This window comes from Pantoea eucrina (assembly GCF_001691555.1).
Lineage (GTDB): Bacteria > Pseudomonadota > Gammaproteobacteria > Enterobacterales > Enterobacteriaceae > Pantoea > Pantoea borealis.
In genome coordinates this window covers 1,119,798-1,139,209 of record NZ_MAYN01000008.1, presented here as the reverse complement: position 1 = coordinate 1,139,209, position 19,412 = coordinate 1,119,798, and the positions used below count along the sequence as shown (strand labels likewise).

The 19,412-nt window shown below is 53.3% G+C and carries 21 protein-coding genes and 1 pseudogene; 10 read left to right on the top strand and 12 right to left on the bottom strand.

All coding sequences use genetic code 11. The features are described from left to right. Positions 1 to 23: 23 nt before the first annotated feature. A complete protein-coding gene (gene rluB, locus BBA90_RS11540) occupies positions 24 to 902 on the bottom strand; it encodes a 23S rRNA pseudouridine(2605) synthase RluB (protein ID WP_065649264.1) in 879 nt (292 codons plus the stop codon). 787 nt (positions 903 to 1,689) lie between these two features. On the opposite strand from rluB, the gene BBA90_RS11535 reads away from it, so the two are divergent. Further along, positions 1,690 to 2,331 carry a hypothetical protein gene (locus BBA90_RS11535; RefSeq protein ID WP_065649263.1) on the top strand — a complete coding sequence of 214 codons (642 nt, stop codon included), beginning with the start codon at positions 1,690 to 1,692 and terminating at the stop codon, positions 2,329 to 2,331. Between the two features lie 23 nt (positions 2,332 to 2,354). On the opposite strand, the gene BBA90_RS11530 is transcribed toward BBA90_RS11535, so the two are convergent. Then, positions 2,355 to 2,975: an L-threonylcarbamoyladenylate synthase gene (locus BBA90_RS11530; protein ID WP_065649262.1), complete on the bottom strand. Its 621-nt coding sequence runs from the start codon at positions 2,973 to 2,975 to the stop codon at positions 2,355 to 2,357. A 21-nt stretch (positions 2,976 to 2,996) separates the two neighbouring features. Then, on the bottom strand, positions 2,997 to 3,872 hold the full coding sequence (gene rnm / locus BBA90_RS11525) for an RNase RNM (RefSeq protein WP_065649261.1): 876 nt from the start codon (positions 3,870 to 3,872) through the stop codon (positions 2,997 to 2,999). A 280-nt stretch (positions 3,873 to 4,152) separates the two neighbouring features. Between rnm and BBA90_RS11520 the strand changes: the two genes are divergently transcribed. The 6 genes and pseudogenes from BBA90_RS11520 to BBA90_RS11490 all read left to right on the top strand — a co-directional run bounded on the left by BBA90_RS11520 (position 4,153) and on the right by BBA90_RS11490 (position 11,224). Beyond that, positions 4,153 to 5,715 carry an anthranilate synthase component 1 gene (locus BBA90_RS11520; RefSeq protein WP_065649260.1) on the top strand — a complete coding sequence of 521 codons (1,563 nt, stop codon included), beginning with the start codon at positions 4,153 to 4,155 and terminating at the stop codon, positions 5,713 to 5,715. Further along, positions 5,715 to 7,308 (top strand): annotated as a pseudogene (gene trpD / locus BBA90_RS19555) (bifunctional anthranilate synthase glutamate amidotransferase component TrpG/anthranilate phosphoribosyltransferase TrpD). The gene BBA90_RS11520 and the pseudogene trpD overlap by 1 nt, the downstream one beginning before the upstream one ends. Positions 7,309 to 7,315: 7 nt before the next feature. Beyond that, positions 7,316 to 8,677 carry a bifunctional indole-3-glycerol-phosphate synthase TrpC/phosphoribosylanthranilate isomerase TrpF gene (gene trpCF, locus BBA90_RS11505; protein ID WP_206099909.1) on the top strand — a complete coding sequence of 454 codons (1,362 nt, stop codon included), beginning with the start codon at positions 7,316 to 7,318 and terminating at the stop codon, positions 8,675 to 8,677. 43 nt (positions 8,678 to 8,720) lie between these two features. Further along, the gene (trpB, locus tag BBA90_RS11500; RefSeq protein WP_065649256.1) at positions 8,721 to 9,914 is read left to right on the top strand and encodes a tryptophan synthase subunit beta; all 1,194 of its coding nucleotides are present in this window, start codon (positions 8,721 to 8,723) and stop codon (positions 9,912 to 9,914) included. Beyond that, the gene (gene trpA / locus BBA90_RS11495) at positions 9,914 to 10,717 is read left to right on the top strand and encodes a tryptophan synthase subunit alpha (RefSeq protein ID WP_065650465.1); all 804 of its coding nucleotides are present in this window, start codon (positions 9,914 to 9,916) and stop codon (positions 10,715 to 10,717) included. Before trpB ends, trpA begins: the two co-directional genes overlap by 1 nt. A gap of 192 nt (positions 10,718 to 10,909) precedes the next feature. Further along, entirely contained in the window at positions 10,910 to 11,224 is a 315-nt protein-coding gene (locus BBA90_RS11490) for a BON domain-containing protein (RefSeq protein WP_065649255.1), read from the top strand. Positions 11,225 to 11,262: 38 nt separating this feature from the next. Here BBA90_RS11490 and ompW read toward each other — a convergent pair whose 3' ends face one another. Beyond that, positions 11,263 to 11,895 (bottom strand): outer membrane protein OmpW, encoded by a 633-nt coding sequence (ompW, locus tag BBA90_RS11485; protein ID WP_065649254.1) that lies wholly within the window; start codon positions 11,893 to 11,895, stop codon positions 11,263 to 11,265. A gap of 232 nt (positions 11,896 to 12,127) precedes the next feature. On the opposite strand from ompW, the gene BBA90_RS11480 reads away from it, so the two are divergent. Both BBA90_RS11480 and BBA90_RS19615 read left to right on the top strand, forming a co-directional pair. Then, positions 12,128 to 12,529 carry a YkgJ family cysteine cluster protein gene (locus tag BBA90_RS11480; RefSeq protein ID WP_065649253.1) on the top strand — a complete coding sequence of 134 codons (402 nt, stop codon included), beginning with the start codon at positions 12,128 to 12,130 and terminating at the stop codon, positions 12,527 to 12,529. A 148-nt stretch (positions 12,530 to 12,677) separates the two neighbouring features. Continuing rightward, positions 12,678 to 12,770: a DinI-like family protein gene (locus BBA90_RS19615; RefSeq protein WP_075050739.1), complete on the top strand. Its 93-nt coding sequence runs from the start codon at positions 12,678 to 12,680 to the stop codon at positions 12,768 to 12,770. Between the two features lie 76 nt (positions 12,771 to 12,846). Here BBA90_RS19615 and BBA90_RS11475 read toward each other — a convergent pair whose 3' ends face one another. Further along, positions 12,847 to 13,170 carry a hypothetical protein gene (locus BBA90_RS11475; protein WP_065649252.1) on the bottom strand — a complete coding sequence of 108 codons (324 nt, stop codon included), beginning with the start codon at positions 13,168 to 13,170 and terminating at the stop codon, positions 12,847 to 12,849. Continuing rightward, positions 13,170 to 13,409: a DNA polymerase V gene (locus BBA90_RS11470; RefSeq protein WP_065649251.1), complete on the bottom strand. Its 240-nt coding sequence runs from the start codon at positions 13,407 to 13,409 to the stop codon at positions 13,170 to 13,172. Before BBA90_RS11470 ends, BBA90_RS11475 begins: the two co-directional genes overlap by 1 nt. Positions 13,410 to 13,988: 579 nt before the next feature. Here BBA90_RS11470 and BBA90_RS11465 point away from each other — a divergent pair. After that, positions 13,989 to 15,128 carry an acyltransferase family protein gene (locus tag BBA90_RS11465; protein WP_065649250.1) on the top strand — a complete coding sequence of 380 codons (1,140 nt, stop codon included), beginning with the start codon at positions 13,989 to 13,991 and terminating at the stop codon, positions 15,126 to 15,128. Positions 15,129 to 15,147: 19 nt separating this feature from the next. Here BBA90_RS11465 and BBA90_RS11460 read toward each other — a convergent pair whose 3' ends face one another. Genes BBA90_RS11460 through BBA90_RS11440 form a run of 6 tightly spaced genes read right to left on the bottom strand, consistent with a single transcriptional unit; the run spans position 15,148 to position 19,200 of the window. Then, positions 15,148 to 15,567, bottom strand: a complete 420-nt coding sequence (locus tag BBA90_RS11460; RefSeq protein WP_065649249.1) for a tail fiber assembly protein — start codon at positions 15,565 to 15,567, stop codon at positions 15,148 to 15,150. 4 nt (positions 15,568 to 15,571) lie between these two features. Continuing rightward, a complete protein-coding gene (locus BBA90_RS19155) occupies positions 15,572 to 16,219 on the bottom strand; it encodes a gp53-like domain-containing protein (protein ID WP_139074190.1) in 648 nt (215 codons plus the stop codon). After that, entirely contained in the window at positions 16,219 to 16,899 is a 681-nt protein-coding gene (locus BBA90_RS11455) for a DUF2612 domain-containing protein (protein WP_065649248.1), read from the bottom strand. The genes BBA90_RS19155 and BBA90_RS11455 overlap by 1 nt, the downstream gene beginning before the upstream one ends. Then, positions 16,896 to 18,095, bottom strand: coding sequence for a baseplate J/gp47 family protein (locus BBA90_RS11450; RefSeq protein WP_065649247.1), 1,200 nt, complete (start codon positions 18,093 to 18,095; stop codon positions 16,896 to 16,898). The genes BBA90_RS11455 and BBA90_RS11450 overlap by 4 nt, the downstream gene beginning before the upstream one ends. Then, entirely contained in the window at positions 18,095 to 18,448 is a 354-nt protein-coding gene (locus tag BBA90_RS11445; RefSeq protein ID WP_065649246.1) for a hypothetical protein, read from the bottom strand. The genes BBA90_RS11450 and BBA90_RS11445 overlap by 1 nt, the downstream gene beginning before the upstream one ends. Continuing rightward, positions 18,448 to 19,200, bottom strand: a complete 753-nt coding sequence (locus tag BBA90_RS11440) for a Gp138 family membrane-puncturing spike protein (protein WP_065649245.1) — start codon at positions 19,198 to 19,200, stop codon at positions 18,448 to 18,450. The genes BBA90_RS11445 and BBA90_RS11440 overlap by 1 nt, the downstream gene beginning before the upstream one ends. Positions 19,201 to 19,412 lie beyond the last annotated feature (212 nt).

The following is a 19,412-nucleotide window of genomic DNA, read 5'->3' as shown; positions in this document are numbered from 1 at the left end:
GCCAGAGCAGCGGCACACAGACATCAGGCGCCGCGTTTGCTGCTGCTGCGGCGCTGATTGGTGTTGCCGGCGCTGCTGTGACGCTTCACTGCGCGGCGGATCTGGTTCGCTTTTGTGCGACGACGATCTTTCTCAACGGCAACTTTAGTGACGGTCTCTTCCGGCATTCCCACCAGCTTACGCAGATAGTTTACCGCAGGCAGCTCCATCTCCATCCAGCCGCCGCGTGGCAGGCCTTTTGGCAGCTGAATGTCGCCATAACGTACGCGCATCAGGCGGCTAACCTGAACGCCGACCGCTTCCCACAAACGACGCACTTCGCGATTGCGTCCTTCTGTAAGGGTAACGTTGTACCACTGGTTAATCCCTTCACCGCCAGCAAACTTAATGGTTTTAAAGGCCGCCGGACCATCTTCCAGCTGCACGCCTTTGCTCAGCAGACGCACTTTGTCGTCACCTACTTCGCCAAAAACGCGCACCGCATATTCACGTTCAACTTCGCGACTTGGATGCATCAGACGGTTAGCCAGTTCACCATCCGTTGTGAACAGCAGCAGACCGCAGGTGTTAACATCCAGGCGACCGACTGCCACCCAGCGCGATCCGCGCAGGCGCGGCAGACGGTCAAACACGGTCGGGCGCCCTTCCGGATCGTTACGGGTGCAGAGCTCCCCTTCCGGCTTGTAATAGGCCAGCACACGGCACACTTCCGTAGTGGACTCGGCAATAGAGACCAGGTGACCATCAATACGGATTTTCAGGCTTTTGTCATTTTCAATGCGATCGCCCAGCGTGGCCAGTTTGCCATCTACGCTGACGCGTCCGGCGGAAATCATCGTTTCGATTTCGCGGCGCGAGCCGTGACCGGCACGCGCTAATACTTTCTGTAATTTTTCGCTCATGGAGCTGCCTCGTTGTCGCCTTCCCAGGCGTCGTGGTAAGAATGGGTATGACAGCGGGATTACCACGTCCTCTGTCAGAAACTGTTAACGTTGCGCATCAATCAGACCGGATGCAAACGGCCTGCGATTTTACACCAGCTAAGGTTTTGTTAACACCTTTAACTTCGCTGCCGATAATAGCTGGCTGGCGATCGGCCGGTGTTCTCTGACTCTGCCTCTTTTGCATGCACGCTGTTACGCGTGTTTATCCCTGACAATATCCTATTTGCAACCAGGTCAATGACCTGGCTGTGACAAAACGCTCATCATATTTATGCCCGCCCCCTGATTTGAGCATTTTTTTTTAACCGCGGGATAAAACAGATCGGTTCAGACCCCAACACTCCGGTAAAATTCTGCCTTCTATTATCAGAAAGCTACAATTGCCCGCCCATTTCACTTAAAACGAGATTTCGTCTCCACCTGTCTGGGTTGCGCGCATAATTCACGCTACAGGTTGGTTTAAGGCTCTATATTCTGTTTTATTACCATTTATTAGCGCACTGAATTTGTACATAAATAAAAGCGGTGTAGAATAAATCAGCAGGTTAAATTTACGTTCACCAAAAATTATTAATTAAGCCTGAACTAATTTATAACAAAATATTAACGTAAGTCTTCATAATGGGTGTTTGAATGGACAATGCTCTATTTTATATGCCCGTATATGCTGACATCATAAAGTCATTAGCGTGTCTGCTCTCCTCACCAGGGATGTTTATGACACGCATTAAAGAAGATCGTAACAATGAAAATAACCGTACTGTGTCCGGCGCTGCTCGCGCTGGCGTTGACCGGTTGTTCCGTTGGACAGACTGAATACAGCAAAGCGGCGCTTGAGCATGTTGATATGAGCGTGACAGGAGTGCCGACAGTGCTGGGTTTAGGTGTTCTCGGTACAACCATTCCCCTTACACCCGAGTACAGCCTGACAGCGGCGCACGTTGCTAAAACTTCTGTGCAGCGCGTTAAGGCCTATCATCCTTATTGCGACGTCGCGATTATTTATCACAAAAATAATCCTGATACGCTGGCCAGGTTTCGCACCAGCGCGCCCGGAGAAGCGATTAAAATGTATGGCTATAGTTTTATTTCTGCCATGCCGGTTGAATCGAGCGGCGTTAATTTAGCACGCACGGCTATCATTAATCGATGGAATAAAAAACCCTGCATGGCAATGGCCTCGAATGCAGGAGTGACGCAGGGAATGTCAGGCGGTGCGGTATATAATAATGATGAAACTATTGCCGGCGTGATCGTGGGGTACAGCCATGAAATTGCTAACAGACGCAGTAAAAAAGTCATTCTTAAAGATGTGTCGCTCTATATACCCTATGGCGACTTTAAGCGCTGGCTGGATCGTAATCTCAGCCAGGCGCCGATCACGTAACGGCGCCTGGCACAGCCTGCCCGTTAACTAAACGGCCGCGTATCTCCGGCACCTGCGCGAACCACTACCGGCGTGTCGTCCGTCAGATCAACAACCGTAGTGGGTTGCTGTCCCAGTGTGCCGCCATCAAGGATGAGATCCACCAGTTTGCCGATGCTGTGCTGGATCTCTTCCGGATCGGATTCCGTAAAGTCATTACCGGGCAACATCAGTGAAGTAGACATCATCGGCTCATTCAGTCGCTCAAGCAGCGCCAGCGCAACCGGATTAGACGGCACGCGCAGCCCGATGGTTTTCCGTTTGTCATTCATCAGGCGCCGCGGCACTTCTTTTGTCGCTTTGAGAATAAAAGTGTAATTACCCGGCGTGTTGTTTTTCAGAATACGAAAAGCTGTGTTGTCGACCTGAGAGTAAACCGAAAGCTCTGAGAGGTCGCGACACATCAGCGTAAAGTTGTGATTGCCATCCAGTTGCCGGATCCGGCAGATACGTTCCATCGCGTTTTTCTCTTCCAGCCGGCACCCCAGCGCATAGCCGGAGTCGGTGGGATAGACAATGACGCTGCCTTTATTGAGATAATCCACCGCCTGATTGATCAGGCGCGGCTGCGGGTTATCAGGATGAATGTGAAAACGTTGACTCATAAAAACCTCTTGTCATCTGTCTCAGGCAGTTAAAGCAGGGGCCAGAGCAGGAAAGCGCTCCCACACTGGTTCAACGCCACCCGGCAGCCAGAGTTTACGCCCCAGCTCGATCCAGGGACAGGGTTGGTGAAAATCGGAACCCTGTGATGCAGCCAGTTGATTATCGCGCGCATAGCCTGCCAGCTGGGTGCGCTCGTTCGGCGGCTGCTGACACTGTGCCACCTCAATGGCGTCGCCCCCCGCTTGTGCGAAAAAGGCAATCAGCCGCTTCAGCCATTTTGCCGACAGGCCGTAGCGACCCGGATGCGCCAGCACCGCTACGCCGCCGGAATGATGAATGGCTTCAATAGCTTGTTCAATTGTACACCATTGTGGCGGCACGTAGCCGGTTTTGCCACGCGCCAGATAGTGTTTGAATACCTGCGCCATATTCTCAGCTTTACCCTGTTCAATCAGATAACGGGCGAAGTGACCGCGCGTGATGACGCCCCCCTGTGCCAGCCGCTGTGCGCCTGCCAGTGCGTCGGGGATCCGCGCCCGCTCCAGCCGTTCAGCAATCTGCAGCGCACGCGCGTAACGGCACTGATGCTGCTCTATCAGAAAGCCCTGCAGTGCCGGGTGATCGCAATCGATGTTCAGGCCCACGATATGAATCTCGTGATTTTCCCACAGGGTGGACGCTTCCAGCCCGGCCAGCACTTTTATCGGCAGTTTCTGCTCCTGTGCAAACGCCTGCGCCTCAGCAACGCCTGCGACCGTATCGTGATCGGTAATGGCCAGCACGCCAATTTGCTTCTCAGCCGCGCGCTGGACCAGGGCTGCTGGCGTCAGCAATCCATCGGAGGCGCGGGTATGACTGTGGAGATCGTAAAGAGGGAAACGGCTGATATCAGACAAGGTAACTCCGGAGTACGACTAAAAATCAGCGGGCATGATAGCGATTTTGTTGTTAACTGAGAAAGGGTATTGACATTTTTCGCCCGAACCAGTTAACTAGTACACAAGTTCACACACAACAGGTATCTGTCATGAGTCAGGCAATAGTGCGGTTAACAGACAGCTGGCGTACGTCTTCCTGTAACGGGTGGCGTTATTGTGCACAAGCCTGATCGCTGTGCAGATACCTGAGCCCGCCACCATGCGGGCTTTTTTTTGAGCGAATTTCAGAGAAATTATCATGGCAAATGCGAAACCTACATTGAAGTTGATTACCGGAAACGCACCTTATCGCGAAGATCCGGCCGCGGTGTTTCATCAACTGTGCGGCGCACGCCCGGCGACTCTGCTACTGGAGTCTGCGGACATTGACAGCAAAAAAAATCTGAAAAGCCTGCTGATTGTTGACAGCGCACTTCGCATCAGCGCCCTGGGCCATACCGTGACCCTGCAGGCGCTCTCTGAAAATGGCCGCGCCCTGCTGCCGCTGCTGGATGCCGCTCTGCCTGAGAGCGTAAACATTGAGGTTCGTCCGGATGGACGTGAGCTGCATTTTGCCACCGCGAATGATGTACAGGATGAAGACTCGCGGCTGAAAGCCTTTTCAGTGTTTGATGCGCTGCGTCTGATTCCGCAACTGGTCAACACACCTGCTGATGAACGTGAAGCGATGCTGCTGGGCGGGCTGTTTGCTTACGACCTGGTCGCCGGCTTTGAAGACCTGCCGGCGCTGCGTAATGAGCAGCGCTGCCCCGATTACTGCTTCTATCTGGCTGAAACGCTGCTGATTATTGATCATCAGCAGAGGTCAGCCCGCCTGCAGGCGAGCCTGTTTGCGCCTTCAACCAGTGAGTTTCAGCGTCTGCAGAGTCGTATTGAGCAGCTGCACGGGCAGATGACACAGCCAGCGCCCGCCCTGCCGGTGCAGCGCGTTGAACAGATGACGCTCAGTACCAGCCAGAGCGATGACGCTTACTGTGACGTGGTGGCCTCGCTGCAGCAGGCTATCCGCATTGGCGAAATTTTCCAGGTCGTGCCGTCGCGCCGCTTCTCACTGCCCTGCCCGTCACCGCTCGCGGCTTATGAGACGCTGAAGAACAGCAATCCCAGCCCCTATATGTTCTTTATGCAGGATCGGGATTTTGCCCTGTTCGGTGCCTCACCAGAAAGTTCGCTGAAGTATGACGCACAGTCGCGCCAGATTGAGATCTACCCGATTGCCGGCACCCGTCCGCGCGGCCGCCATGCCGACGGCTCGCTGGATCGCGATCTCGATAGCCGTATTGAGCTGGAGATGCGCACCGATCACAAAGAGCTGGCCGAACATCTGATGCTGGTGGATCTGGCGCGTAACGATCTCGCCCGTATCTGTAAGCCAGGTAGCCGTTATGTTGCCGATCTGACCAAAGTTGACCGCTACTCTTTTGTCATGCATCTGGTCTCCCGCGTGGTGGGCACGCTGCGTGACGATCTGGATGTCCTGCATGCCTACCGCGCCTGTATGAATATGGGCACGCTGAGCGGCGCACCCAAAGTACGCGCCATGCAGCTGATTGCTGAAAAAGAGGGCACGCGGCGCGGCAGCTACGGCGGGGCCGTGGGCTACTTCACCGCGACCGGCGATCTCGATACCTGCATCGTGATCCGTTCCGCCTGGGTTGAAGAAGGTATTGCTACCGTGCAGGCGGGTGCCGGCGTGGTGCTGGATTCCATCCCGCAGGCTGAAGCGGATGAGAGCCGCAATAAAGCACGCGCCGTCCTGCGCGCTATCGCAACTGCGCACCACTGCAAGGAGATGTTCTGATGGCTGATATCCTGCTGCTCGATAATATCGACTCGTTTACCTATAACCTGGTGGATCAGCTGCGCAGTTTTGGTCACAACGTGGTGATCTACCGCAACAACGTGCCGGCAGAAACGCTGATTGCGCGGCTGCAGCAGATGGAAAATCCGGTACTGATGCTGTCGCCAGGCCCTGGCGCCCCTGCTGATGCGGGCTGCATGCCTGCCCTGTTGCAGGCGCTGCGCGGCCAGCTGCCGATTATCGGTATCTGCCTGGGTCATCAGGCTATCGTCGAAGCGTACGGTGGCCACGTAGGCCAGGCGGGTGAAATTCTGCATGGTAAAGCGTCTGCGGTTGAGCATGACGGTTGCGCAATGTTCAGCGGCCTGAGTAATCCGCTGCCGGTGGCACGCTATCACTCGCTGGTGGGGAGTAATACACCCGCTGAGCTGACGGTTAATGCCAGCTACAACGGCATGGTCATGGCCGTGCGGCATGATGCCGATCGCGTCTGCGGCTTTCAGTTCCATCCTGAATCGATCCTCACTACCCAGGGCGCCCGGCTGCTTGAACAGACGCTGGCCTGGGCGCTGGCGCAGTAACAGGGAGATAAAGATGCAAACTATTCTGGAAAAACTGTATCAGGCGCAAACGCTGAGTCAGGCGGAGAGCCACCAGCTGTTCAGCGCCATAATTACCGGTCAGCTGGAGCCCACTCAGCTCGCCGCGGCGCTGATTGCCATGAAAGTGCGCGGCGAGCAGCCACAGGAGATAGCCGGTGCCGCGTCGGCGCTGCTGGCTGATGCTAAACCGTTTCCGCGCCCTGACTATGCGTTTGCTGATATTGTCGGCACCGGTGGCGACGGCAGTAATAGCATTAATATATCAACCGCCAGCGCGTTTGTTGCCGCGACCTGCGGTCTTAAAGTTGCCAAGCATGGGAACCGCAGCGTCTCCAGTAAATCTGGCTCCTCCGATCTGCTGGCCGCGTTTGGTATCAATCTGGATATGCCGGCGCAGCAGGCGCGTCAGGCGCTGGATGACCTTAATGTCTGCTTCCTGTTTGCACCGCAGTATCATACCGGCTTCCGTCACGCGATGCCGGTGCGTCAGCAGCTGAAATCACGCACGCTGTTCAACGTGCTCGGCCCGCTGATTAACCCGGCGCGGCCGCCGCTGGCGGTGATTGGGGTATACAGCCCGGAACTGGTGCTGCCCATCGCGCAAACGCTGAAAGTGCTCGGCTATCAGCGGGCCGCCGTGGTCCATGGCGGCGGTATGGATGAGGTCGCGCTGCACAGCGCTACACAGGTGGCAGAGCTGCGTGACGGAGAAATTACCTGCTATCAGCTGACGCCGGATGACTTTGGTTTTGGCATTCATGACAAAGAGGCGCTGGCGGGCGGCACGCCGGAAGAAAACCGTGACATTCTGACCCGTTTACTTCAGGGTAAAGGAGAGCCCGCGCATGAGCAGGCGGTCGCCGTCAACGTGGCGATGCTGCTGAAAGTGTTTGGTCATGAAGACCTGCGCGACAACGCGGAGCGGGCTATCGCCGCGATTCGCAGCGGGCAGGCTTATGAGCGCGTGGTTGCACTGGCAGCGAGAGGATGAGATGAGTATTAAAGGCACCGTATTAGAAAAAATTGTGCAGGATAAGGCGCTCTGGATAGCAGAACGCCAGCAGCAGCAGCCGCTGGAGACATTCCACCCGGCACTGCAGCCGGCAACGCGCTCTTTTTATGATGCCCTGCGTGGCACCCGCACCGTTTTTATCCTTGAGTGCAAAAAAGCGTCGCCGTCAAAAGGGGTGATCCGGGCGGATTTCGATCCTGCCGCTATCGCCGCCGTCTATCGTCACCACGCCTCTGCCATTTCGGTTCTGACGGATGAAAAATATTTTCAGGGTGACTTTGCCTTTCTGCCCATTGTCAGCGCGGCGGTTACTCAGCCAGTGCTGTGCAAAGATTTTATCATCGACCCCTATCAGATCTATCTGGCCCGTCACTACCAGGCGGACGCTATCCTGCTGATGCTCTCCGTGCTGGATGATGAGCAGTACCGGCAGCTCGCCGCGGTGGCTCACAGCCTCAGTATGGGCATTCTGACTGAAGTCAGTAATGAAGCGGAGCTGGAGCGGGCGATTGCCCTGAACGCACAGGTGGTAGGGATTAACAACCGCGACCTGCGCGATCTCTCTATCGATCTCAACCGTACCCGCGAGCTGGCACCGCGCCTGAGCCACGGTGTTACCGTCATCAGCGAATCCGGTATTCATAATTATGCACAGGTGCGTGAGCTGAGCCGCTTTGCTAACGGTTTTCTTATCGGCTCGGCGCTGATGGAAGAGGCTGACCTGGCAGCTGCGGTACGCCGCGTGCTGCTGGGTGATAATAAAGTGTGCGGCCTGACGCAGCCGGAAGCGGCCCGTGCGGCCAGTGAAGCGGGTGCGCTGTATGGCGGGTTGATTTTTGCTGAAGGCTCACCGCGCAAAATCGACAGCGCCCAGGCACACCGCGTGATGGCCGCTGCGCCGTTGCGCTATGTGGGCGTATTTCGTAATGCGCCTGCTGGTGACGTTGTCACGCTGGCGGTGGAACTGAATCTGGCAGCCGTACAGCTGCATGGCGATGAAAATCGCGACTACGTTGCCAGACTGCGTCAGGCACTGCCGCCACAGACGCAAATCTGGAAAGCGCTGAGCGTCAAAGAGCGCCTGCCCGCGCGCGACTGGCCACACGTTGATCGCTATGTGTTTGACAATGGTCAGGGCGGCAGCGGGCAGCAGTTTGACTGGTCGCTGCTGCAGGGGGAGTCGCTGGACAATGTACTGCTGGCAGGCGGCCTCGCCGCCGATAACTGCGTGACGGCTGCGCAGCTTGGCTGTGCCGGTCTTGATTTCAACTCCGGCGTGGAATCCGCTCCTGGCATTAAAGATGCCGGCAAAATCGCCGCGGTATTTACCACATTACGCGCTTACTAATGTTGCCGGCCCGCCCTGGCGGGCCGTTGAGGAAAGATCAATTATGTCGACGTTATTGAATCCCTATTTTGGTGAATTTGGCGGCCAGTACGTTCCGCAAATCCTGATGCCGGCCCTGCGCCAGCTGGAAGCTGCTTTTGTTGAGGCGCAGCGCGATCCTGAATTTCAGCAGGAGTTTACCGATCTGCTGAAAAATTACGCCGGTCGTCCGACGGCGCTGACCCTGTGCCGCAATCTGACTCAGGGAACGAAGACCCGCCTCTACCTGAAGCGCGAAGATCTGCTGCATGGCGGCGCGCACAAAACTAATCAGGTACTCGGTCAGGCGCTGCTGGCAAAGCGAATGGGAAAAAATGAGATCATTGCGGAAACCGGCGCCGGCCAGCATGGTGTCGCCTCCGCGCTCGCCTGCGCACTGCTCGGCATGAAGTGCCGCATCTATATGGGCGCGAAAGACGTTGAGCGTCAGTCACCCAACGTTTTCCGTATGCGACTGATGGGCGCGGAAGTGATCCCGGTCCATAGCGGCTCAGCTACGCTGAAAGACGCCTGTAATGAGGCGCTGCGCGACTGGTCAGGCAGCTATGAAACCGCACACTATATGCTGGGAACCGCCGCCGGTCCGCACCCCTTCCCGACCATCGTGCGCGAATTCCAGCGTATGATCGGCGAAGAGACCAAAGCGCAGATCCTCGAAGCGGAAGGCCGTCTGCCCGATGCCGTGCTGGCGTGCGTAGGCGGTGGTTCCAACGCGATCGGCATGTTTGCCGATTTCATTGAAGAGAGCAGCGTGGGCCTGATTGGCATTGAGCCCGCTGGTCACGGCATCGAAAGCGGTGAGCACGGCGCGCCGCTGAAGCATGGCCGCGTGGGCATCTACTTCGGTATGAAGGCGCCGATGATGCAGACCGAAGAGGGCCAGATTGAAGAGTCTTATTCAATTTCGGCCGGCCTCGATTTTCCGTCCGTGGGTCCGCAGCATGCACATCTCAACAGCATCGGGCGCGCTGAGTATGTCTCTATTACGGATGACGAGGCGCTCGATGCATTCAAAGCGCTGTGCCGGGCAGAAGGTATTATTCCGGCACTGGAATCGTCTCACGCGCTGGCGCATGCGCTGAAAATGATGCGTGAAAATCCGGAAAAAGAGCAGCTGCTGGTCGTCAACCTTTCCGGTCGCGGTGATAAAGATATTTTCACGGTTCATGACCTGCTTAAAGCGAAGGGAGAGATATGATGGAGCGTTATAATCAGCTGTTTTCACGCCTGTCAGCGCGTCAGGAAGGCGCCTTTGTGCCTTTTGTTACGCTGGGCGATCCTACGCCTGAGCTGTCACTGCAGATTATCGATACGCTGGTTGAAGGCGGCGCTGATGCGCTTGAGCTGGGGATCCCCTTTTCCGATCCGCTGGCAGATGGCCCGACCATTCAGAGCGCCACGCTGCGGGCGTTTGCAGCCGGCACAACGGTTGCGCAGTGCTTTGAGATGCTGCAGGTGGTGCGGCAAAAATACCCCGATCTGCCCATTGGTTTGCTGATGTACGCTAACCTGGTATTCAGCCGCGGCATTGATACATTTTATGCGCAGTGTGCCGCCGCGGGCGTCGACTCGGTGCTGGTCGCTGATGTGCCGATTGAAGAGTCTGCCCCCTTCCGCCAGGCTGCACTGCGTCACAACATCGCGCCGATTTTTATCTGCCCGCCTAATGCCAGCGATGACCTGCTGCGTGAACTGGCTCAGCATGGCCGCGGTTACACGTACCTGCTGTCGCGCGCGGGGGTAACCGGTGCTGAAAATCGCGCCAGTCAGCCGCTGCATCACCTGATTGATAAACTGCGTGAGTTTCAGGCGCCGCCTGCGCTGCAGGGATTCGGCATCTCTGAGCCGGACCAGGTGCGTGAAGCCATTGCAGCAGGCGCAGCGGGGGCAATCTCCGGTTCCGCTATTGTACGTATTATTGAGAAAAATCAGCGCGATCCGGCAACGCTGCTGCGTGAGCTGAAAGCCTTTGTCAGCGGGCTGAAAGCGGCTACCCGCTAAACGTTCTGGCTCCGTCTTCCTGACGGAGCCGCATCCTTTACTCTTTTTCTTCCCCCCTCGTTCTTTCACGCAGAGCGCCGACTTTTTTCACTTTTTCTCTGCCGGCGGGTTGCCGATTATTCAGGGCCGACCCACACTTACATGCGCCGTTGCGTTACGGTGTGAATCCATCTATGACAGGGAGATAACCAAATGAAATTGTTCAAGGTCGTTGCGGGAATTTTTATGGCTGCATTTGTGGCACTGACACTGAGCGCCTGTGCGCCAACGCCAACTAAAGAAGGCACCGGTGGCTATATCGATGACACCGTCGTTACCACTAAAGTTAAAGCACAGCTGCTGAATGATGAGGCGCTGAAATCCACTGAAATCAACGTTGAGACATTTAAAGGTAAGGTTCAGCTGAGCGGGTTTGTCAGCTCACCACAGATGGCTAACCGTGCCGTATCCGTTACGCGCGGCGTGGCAGGCGTGAAGTCTGTTGTTAACAACATGCAGATCAAGTAATACCGAAAGGGCGGCCCGCAGGTCGCCCTTTTCCTGCTTCAGAAGCGATAGCCCGCCCCAAAGAAAAAGACAAACGGATCGATACGCGTATTAATGTTCTGCTGTACGCCCTGATGTCTGAATTTCACTTCCGTATCAATGTCCATATACCACAGCGACGCGTTCAGCATCCAGTCACGGTTAATCTGATAATCCAGCCCCACCTGGCCGGCAATGCCCCAGGAGTCTTTCACGCTCAGATCGCTGAGCTGCGCATCTCTGGCGGTCTGATTCAGCTTTGCATCAAAGAAAGTGGTGTAGTTGATACCGACACCGGCATAAGGGCGCACCGCACTGTTGCTGTCGAGGAAGTAGTATTGCGCCATCAGCGTCGGCGGCAACTGACGTACCGTGGCCAGGTTACCGGTCGGACCGAGGCCCACTTTATGGCGAAACGGCGTGGCCGCCAGCAGCTCAATCCCGATATGGTCTGTCGCCATCCAGGTCAGTGTCAGCCCCAGCTGCGTATCATTATCAACGCTGAACTCACCCATGTTCAGCACATTATCAGATCCCTCAGTCGGACGGACCGTCGCCGTACCGGCGCGCATAAAAAAGTCACCCGCCTGATGAGCAAGTGCCAGCTGTGGCACAGCCATTGCCAGGAACAGCGCGCATGTTGCCAGTTTCATCATCACTCCTTTGCCTGAATTAAATTTTTTCGCGGCACAGATGTAACGGTTTTCAGCGCAGATTTCATTAACTGGCTGGCAGAATAAATGCTTAGTTAACAATGAATTGATACAGATCAAATTTGCCGGCGCGAAAAAAGATAAAAAACAGGTTGCTGAAGTTTCGCGACGTGATTACTTTGTTGATCCCGAGTGATTTTGGTTCGATGCCTCAGGAGTGGCGGGCGATCAGATGAGCGATATAACCAACCCTTGTATGACCTGTGGCGCCTGCTGCGCCTATTTCCGTGTTTCCTTTTACTGGGCTGAAGCCGATGATGCCGGTGGCGTAGTGCCAGTCGATCTCACTGAGCCACTGAGCCTGCTGATGCGCAATATGCGCGGCACAAACGATCGCACGCCGCGCTGCGTTGCGCTGCAGGGCGAGCCTGGCAGCTGCGTCTCCTGCGGTATCTATGAGCAGCGCCCCTCTCCCTGCCGTGAATTTGCGATGTCAGGAGAGGATGGCGTAGTGAATGAGGCCTGCGACCGTGCCCGCGCCCGTCATGGATTACCAGCCCTGTTTCACCCTTCTTTACCTGACATGGCTGCAATAGCTGAAAATCCCTTTATTCATGCTGATTCAGGGGTGTAGAATCTTACTATAAAAATACTATGTACACGCGTGTGTACAAACTAATTTTCATTCCATAAATTTTCTATGCCTTTCATCCAGCTGGAATTGGTTTCCAGCTGGATGCCGCTCAGCATGATAAAAATTAAGCGAGCAATAATGGCTATCAGTGTTACGGGTGCGGGATAAAGATGCCGATCGTGAGCGGGTATCTGAGGTTCTTCAGGAAACATGGGAATCGGCTGACGAGTGGTTTATGTGATTTTGTAAATGCCGGCTGGCAGCAGAATTACTTTTTTAATTCTGCGCCAGCTAAAGAGCGCTTAAAGGCTCAGCTTTTAAATTGTTGGTCTGCCATCGTCGTAAACGTGCCGCACCTCGCACGTCACCTTCCCAAGCACGATGACATCGTTCAGCGGCTCACCTTCTATTACTTCGCCCTCTTCCGTCACCAGGCTATTGCGGTACATCTTCCCCAACCCTGAAGAGCCGTTCCACTGATACGCAATCCTGTTGCCGGATTTTACCTTCGCAGCTGAGTCAACCAGCAGGAAGCCGTCCGGGATATCCACGCGGAACGTTGTGGCCGGGTTGGGGATGAATACTGAGTTAAGGCTGAGCCGCGGCTGTATGTAGTCCTGCGCCGGTGAAGGGAATCCCATCAGAGGCCACCGTTAGGGTTGAACCGGAACCACGTCATATTCTCGCCCTCCTGCGTTGAGGCGTCGCGGAAGGTAGTCGTGTGGCTCCGTATCCAGTCGTTAGCTGCCTTGAGCGTAAAGTGCCAGTTGACTCGTTCCAGCTCCTCTACGAAGTCAGCAGTGGTAACGGTGCTGCGGCCTGATGGCTCGCGCTTGATGGAACTGATGAATGCTTCTTTTATCTGGTACTCGCGTGGCATGGTCAAATCCTCCTCTGATAATAACTGTATATAGATACAGTAGTATCGATCGGTGGATCTGATCAAGATGCGCAAGGCGTATCTTTTGCGAACCTGTTGGCTGGTATGGATATTTATTTGCCCCGCCAGGCGTGAATGGTTACTGTTTAGGCTCCCACCCCGTAGCCTGCTCAGATAGGCGCGGTACAGGATTGCCCCGACGCCGGGGCTTTTTTATGAGCTTATTTTCCTTTCGCTTTGCGCTCGTCATATTCACACCATGCCCACAAACCCACACCTATGCAGCTGACCAGAACTGTACTGCCATCATACTTTATGCTTCCTGCAGCAACCATAAGCAGCACTATGGCTGAAGCCAGTCCTGCAAATCGTGTAGCCATCACAATGAAAGAAACCATATCTTGCCCTACCTGTAAAAATTGCACGCAGTATGGTTTTTAAGCTAATGAAGTGCAAGCCAATGGCTAGCCTCAGGGCTTTCTCTTAACGGATTCTTGCCATTATCTTAACTATGTGTACGATCCGTACCACTTTAATACCAAAGCCCTGAGACAGGGATAGTCACGCATAGAGGACATCATGCTTACGACATGGCATCACACTGCATGGGCTTTTTTTTCCATCATGCTAGCAGGGGTGATTTTCAGCTCCCGCATATTTTCTTTTATGGATAAGGATGTGTCAGCATATCGCATTAAACGGATGGATGGCTTGCGCTATGTGCTGGCAGCTCTTGTAGCCATGCACCACTTCGTTTTTAGTCACAACCAGGTTGTACTTGGAAACTGGAATATTGAAGGATTCTTTATTGAGTACTTCTCTGGAAAGTTTGCGGTTATGATATTTTTTATGATCTCCGGATATCTATTCATCTCAGTATGCGAAAAAGAAACAGACTGGATTAAGCTCTATGTGAACCGATTTTTTCGAATAGTCCCAATGGCAACAGTTTCGTCGCTACTATGCGTGGTTATTGCCGCTCTGCTTCAATTGCACACAGGCAAGTTTTTCTTTTCAGATAACATATTATACTGGTTTGATGGTGGAATAATGAACATCAGGCCTGACTTATTCGGATATAAGAAATCATTTCTTTTGAGTGGTGGCGTAACTTGGTCCTTGGTGTGGGAATGGGCTTTATATTTCTCGCTCCCATTCATCTACTTCCTCAACTTCAGAAAGAATACTATAGTTCTTTTGCTATCAATTATATTTATATGCTACTACGCATTAAGTAAATACGAATATCGCACAGCCCTTTATATCGCTACATTTGCTATCGGCGCTCTTTGCAAGAAGATGACAACATTGCAGGATAAAATTAATAGCCATGAAAAAATATTTTCATGGCTGTCACTCCCTCTGTTTGCAGCTTGCTTTGCTTTTGGTTACAAAGAAAACCCTATCACATTAAGCATCACTGTCATGTATGGCTTGTTTTTTTACTCTATATGCTGCGGAGGAAAGCTTGCCGGGGTGCTTGAGTGGAAAGGATTTATAAGGCTTGGAGATGCCAGCTTTAGCATTTACCTTCTTCATTCGACCTTTTGGTTTGTCATGAACAAACTTGCCAATCATTTCAGCTTGACGAGTGACATTTCAAAATATTACTTACTATCAACATTATCATGGATTTTGATATGCGGAGTATCGTGCTTGGCATACCACTTTATTGAGATTCCTTTCATAAAGCTCGGGAAACGCCTTGTAAAAAGATGAGCCCCAAAAGGGGCTTAAGCTATTTAGGTTGCTCCGGCCATTTTATTTCCGGGGCATTAATAACATCAACACGGTTGATTAGCACTCTGTATCTTTTCCATGCGGAAAGTTGCTCAACCTCCGATTCGTTAGCCATGTCCAAATCTATAGCATCTTGTAAAGGAAGGATTTTTTCAGATGCGTAGGAAATAAGCTTAGCCTTTTCATTTTCAGCTAATGCAACCATCTCCTCTTTTGTCGGTGGCGGAATGTCGGCCCACTCCGGACCCTTACCATTACTTACTCTGACCTTTCCGGATGGAGGAGTTCCTGTGTACTCCCTAAAAACATCATCACTAACTTTTTTTGCATCTGCAGGCCATGAGCCGGCTGATTTGTATGCATCAACCATGCTGCCATCAAAAAACATATTGGAATTTGGAGAGTAGAAAAAGGCCATGATTTTAGAATCCTATAGCTAAATATCGAACCGCTTCTGCAACGGCAGCTGCATTACTCAGGCGAGCCGCACAAATTGCTATAAATCCGGAGTTATTAAGTGAACCAAGCCCCCAACAGTTAACGCCTGCATGTGGGGTAGATCCTGAAGGTGTGGTTTGTTCGGTTAGCGTGACTAAGAAACAGCCATTCGGAAATTGAATGGGGAAAGTGCCACTGGCTAACCCTGTCTGGCTTGCACTTTGCCCAGACTGCCCCCACTGAACAATTAAACCACCGGGTAACTTTTGATATCCATTATCGGAAAGTAGGTTAGAAAAGTACCCCATATCGGGAACTTGGTTGACTCCTGAACCAACATTACGTTTTGAAGCATTACCAAGAGAAAGGTTAGTTGTAAGTGCTGATAAAAAATTGTTCAACAATACTGCTGCGTTTCCGTTATCGATAGCATCCATGCCAGCAGAACTAATAAATTGTCCCAGCATCGCTGCCATAGTACTGCCCTGACGCAAGGCTTTATTAATCTGGGCTGAGGAAGCCTTGCCAGCCTGAAAGCCGGTAAGCAAAGCGCTAAGCGCTTCATAGTCAGCCTGTGATGTTACGTTCGCACCAGCACCGGTTGCGAATGGTTTGAAATTGTTAGTTGCCATTAAAGAGCTTTCTCCCATGCGCCGTCATCAAATCCGGCAATGTATTCATTATCCATGTCGAAGCCAAAAAACCGCTTTCCGACTGATGGGGTTTCAATTGAGGGGGTTTGTATATCACCTGCCCATACTCCGGCTGCTTTAACAGTCAGATACCCTTGCTTTATTGCAGCTATGAGTTCGAGAGATACATCTGAAATATCGTTCTCAGGGAATACCCATACCGAGATGGTCATGTCCTGATTGTCGACGATCTGCATTTTCAGACCAGAGCCTTCCAGAGCTGCTTCCAGAATCGGCGGTAGCGTGTCGTTTTGACCGTTCCAGCTATTGATCGCTATCTTCGCTTTCAGGACGATGCGGTACGTGTCGTCACTCAGGCTGGTGTATCCTGCGTCCGGATCATATGGCCCTTGCCACACACCCTGATCCCACCCAAGCCCATCGGTATCAAATGAGAAATAGACGCCAGCGATAGGCTGGCTGACGGTTCGCGTCCGGCCAATCCATTCGCCCAGCACGTCCAGCTGCACACCTACTGCACTGTCGATATCGAATGCAGAAATTAGGCTTCGCAGGGATGCTGAAGCATCGGTGATCGGGCGGGTGGAGAGGTCAACATGCGCGACAAATTTCGGTTTACCTGCGTGGTAATTCGTAATCAGGTCGGTGTACTTACTCATGATGTCACCGTGAGAGCGATGTTAGTCGTGCTGCATGACGCGGATTCGTTGAAGGCAATGGTGACATTGGCCGCCGATACAGCTCCGGCGCTTTTACCAATGAGTAGCGAGGTAATGTCGTAATAACGGGCATTCCCGCCACTGACTACGCCAAGGTTAGCCGGCGAGTAAACGCGACTCAGAAGCACATCATCACCAATCAGAAGGCTGTTGATGTAGTCGGCTATAGCCTTCTTAATCTGCTCGCCAATCTGTGTGGTGTACCCGGTAAACACCTTCAACGATAAGGCAACATAGATCGGAACGTCCGTTGAGCGATAAAAGCTGATGACGTGTGGGTTATCGTACTTATCCGGCACAGTCACTGACGTCGTGCCGTAAGTGGCGACCCCCTGCCCCTTCTTACCACGGATTGTCTGCGCAATGATCGTTGCGTCACCGCCATCCACAATTGCAGATAGCGAGTGCGCCGGCAGGCCATTGGCATCTACAGAGCCTGTATCATTTTCATAAAGCTTATGCCGCGTCACGCCTTCTACGTTAGCCAGCGCGCCGTCAACCGCATCAAACGGCGTCAGAGATGGCAGAGCTACGCTTTGCCCCTGCCGGATACGCAAAGCAGAATCGCTTTCCACAGCCGTGCCGACAGATGCCGCATTTGCGTTAGTGACTGATGTCCATCCGCGCGTCGGCGTATTGATTTGGTTTACTGATCCGATTACCGCCGCCACCGCACCTGTACTGGCACAGGTAGCTGTAGCAATTACCATTCCACCAGCCTCAATCGTGACACTTGCTGGCAGGTTCCAGATAATGCCGTTGGCATCTTTAACTGAACCATTGGTGATCGTGGTTCCCGCGGTACCGGTCAGCGTCACGTCAACCGTTGAATTGGTCGCCGCTTTGCGCATGATGCCGTTTATCTTCACATTGCGCGTCAGGGCATCAGCCATGGCGGTTGATGGTGAGAATGAGTTGTACACCTGAATTGCAGTGTTGTTGGCGTCGTGAACGGCCAGCGCCACCAGCGCCACCATCTGACCATCTTTACTGTCCGGGTCGAGGTAGGCATCGGTGCCGTATATCTGCTGAAAATAACTGGTGATGGATGTGAGTATCGTCTGGTAATCAGGCGCACTAATCCCTGAGGCGGTCACCGTAGCGGAGAGCCCCAGCGTGTCGAGATCAAGAGCCATTATGCCTCGCTTGTGACAGTCGTCATTCCGTAAATGGTGTCGATTTTTGCCGTAAATACTACCCGGCGTGATGAAGTGTTGAAGCTGGTATCGAATGACATGATGGAGTTAACGCCTTGCGTATTAAGAATGCGCTGGCGTATAGCGAGATTATAGGTTTCCGGTTTCTGCTTGCCGAGCACCGACTGAATCCACGGCGTGCCCTCAGTAGTATTGAGGAACCACTGACCGTACCAGAGCAGGAATCGTGTTTTAACTGCCTGCGCCACAGCTTCAGGTGAGTTAATCAGCCAGGTATCATCACCCTGCCCGAAGGTGTAATCGCCATCATGGTCTTCGCGTCTGTATCGCATCAGTTCACCTTGCCAGAGTTGCCGCTTCCAGCTTGCACGCCGCTGTGCGTGTGCTGGTCGCTGATGTCTTTGCCGTTGGACGTGAGCGATCCGAAAAACTGGATTGCGCCGGTAATTTTGGCGGCTGTTCCGGCTGTAATGCCTCCCACCATGCCGCCCGCCCAAGTCAGCAGGCCGGAGATGGTTACCGCCTGACTGAATTTTGCCAGCGGTGTAGTGACGTTCACGCCGCCCGGAGCCACAAGGTTAATTGCATGGCTGTTTGGATCTAACTCAATATATGCGACCCCGTCATCAGTTCGCATCTGCATCGTTGTCGTGCTGATATTCTCAATCACGTTCGCCTGTGACTGTGGTCCAACGATGGCAAAAGCATCGGATAAATCATGTTGGCGCGGGTCGACGGGTTCCTGCACACCCCCACTCTGCCACCAGAAATCGATGCAGCGATCGGAGAAAACCACCAGGCACTCGTCACCTGCTTTCACAGGAAAGGTAATAGTGCAGCCGCCCCCGCGCGGGAAGATTACTGGCACGTCCACCAGCAGAGGAAGTGGTGCCGATTTTATGTTGCCCAGTTCATCGGCAGTCTGGCCTTTAAGTGCTGGCTGAACGGTGCAGGTGCATGCGATGGGGTCAAAAGATTCGATGATGCCGGGCAGAGAGACGCGCAACATCGAGAAGATGGAATCAGACAGCACCTTCATGGCCTGCTGTTCGCCACCGGCCAGTGACTGAGGTGATACTGACATATTTTCTCCAGGCAATAAAAAACCCGCCGAAGCGGGTTACTGATCAAATGTCAGGATATTTAAGTTCTAATGATCGTGTTATTAGTTATCACAGTCAGTATTAACTTTAACTTCCACGCGACCGTAGACCATAGTGACATTGCTATTAAGCATGAGCAGCAAAACACTGATCAGCAGTCGCCCGGCAAGCCTCAATTTATCTTTATAAGGTT

Excerpts from the sequence above, each read along its gene's own strand:
- BBA90_RS11490 (WP_065649255.1), top strand. The coding sequence starts at position 10,910 with ATGAAATTGTTCAAGGTCGTTGCGGGAATTTTTATGGCTGCATTTGTG.
- ompW (WP_065649254.1), bottom strand. The coding sequence starts at position 11,895 with ATGAAACTGGCAACATGCGCGCTGTTCCTGGCAATGGCTGTGCCACAG.
- BBA90_RS11465 (WP_065649250.1), top strand. The coding sequence starts at position 13,989 with ATGCTTACGACATGGCATCACACTGCATGGGCTTTTTTTTCCATCATG.
- BBA90_RS11450 (WP_065649247.1), bottom strand. The coding sequence starts at position 18,095 with ATGGCTCTTGATCTCGACACGCTGGGGCTCTCCGCTACGGTGACCGCC.
- BBA90_RS11460 (WP_065649249.1), bottom strand. The coding sequence starts at position 15,567 with ATGGCCTTTTTCTACTCTCCAAATTCCAATATGTTTTTTGATGGCAGC.
- BBA90_RS11535 (WP_065649263.1), top strand. The coding sequence starts at position 1,690 with ATGAAAATAACCGTACTGTGTCCGGCGCTGCTCGCGCTGGCGTTGACC.
- BBA90_RS11530 (WP_065649262.1), bottom strand. The coding sequence starts at position 2,975 with ATGAGTCAACGTTTTCACATTCATCCTGATAACCCGCAGCCGCGCCTG.
- BBA90_RS19155 (WP_139074190.1), bottom strand. The coding sequence starts at position 16,219 with ATGGCAACTAACAATTTCAAACCATTCGCAACCGGTGCTGGTGCGAAC.
- BBA90_RS11520 (WP_065649260.1), top strand. The coding sequence starts at position 4,153 with ATGGCAAATGCGAAACCTACATTGAAGTTGATTACCGGAAACGCACCT.
- BBA90_RS11480 (WP_065649253.1), top strand. The coding sequence starts at position 12,128 with ATGAGCGATATAACCAACCCTTGTATGACCTGTGGCGCCTGCTGCGCC.
- trpB (WP_065649256.1), top strand. The coding sequence starts at position 8,721 with ATGTCGACGTTATTGAATCCCTATTTTGGTGAATTTGGCGGCCAGTAC.
- trpA (WP_065650465.1), top strand. The coding sequence starts at position 9,914 with ATGGAGCGTTATAATCAGCTGTTTTCACGCCTGTCAGCGCGTCAGGAA.
- BBA90_RS11445 (WP_065649246.1), bottom strand. The coding sequence starts at position 18,448 with ATGCGATACAGACGCGAAGACCATGATGGCGATTACACCTTCGGGCAG.
- BBA90_RS11470 (WP_065649251.1), bottom strand. The coding sequence starts at position 13,409 with ATGCCACGCGAGTACCAGATAAAAGAAGCATTCATCAGTTCCATCAAG.
- BBA90_RS11455 (WP_065649248.1), bottom strand. The coding sequence starts at position 16,899 with ATGAGTAAGTACACCGACCTGATTACGAATTACCACGCAGGTAAACCG.
- rluB (WP_065649264.1), bottom strand. The coding sequence starts at position 902 with ATGAGCGAAAAATTACAGAAAGTATTAGCGCGTGCCGGTCACGGCTCG.
- BBA90_RS11475 (WP_065649252.1), bottom strand. The coding sequence starts at position 13,170 with ATGGGATTCCCTTCACCGGCGCAGGACTACATACAGCCGCGGCTCAGC.
- BBA90_RS11440 (WP_065649245.1), bottom strand. The coding sequence starts at position 19,200 with ATGTCAGTATCACCTCAGTCACTGGCCGGTGGCGAACAGCAGGCCATG.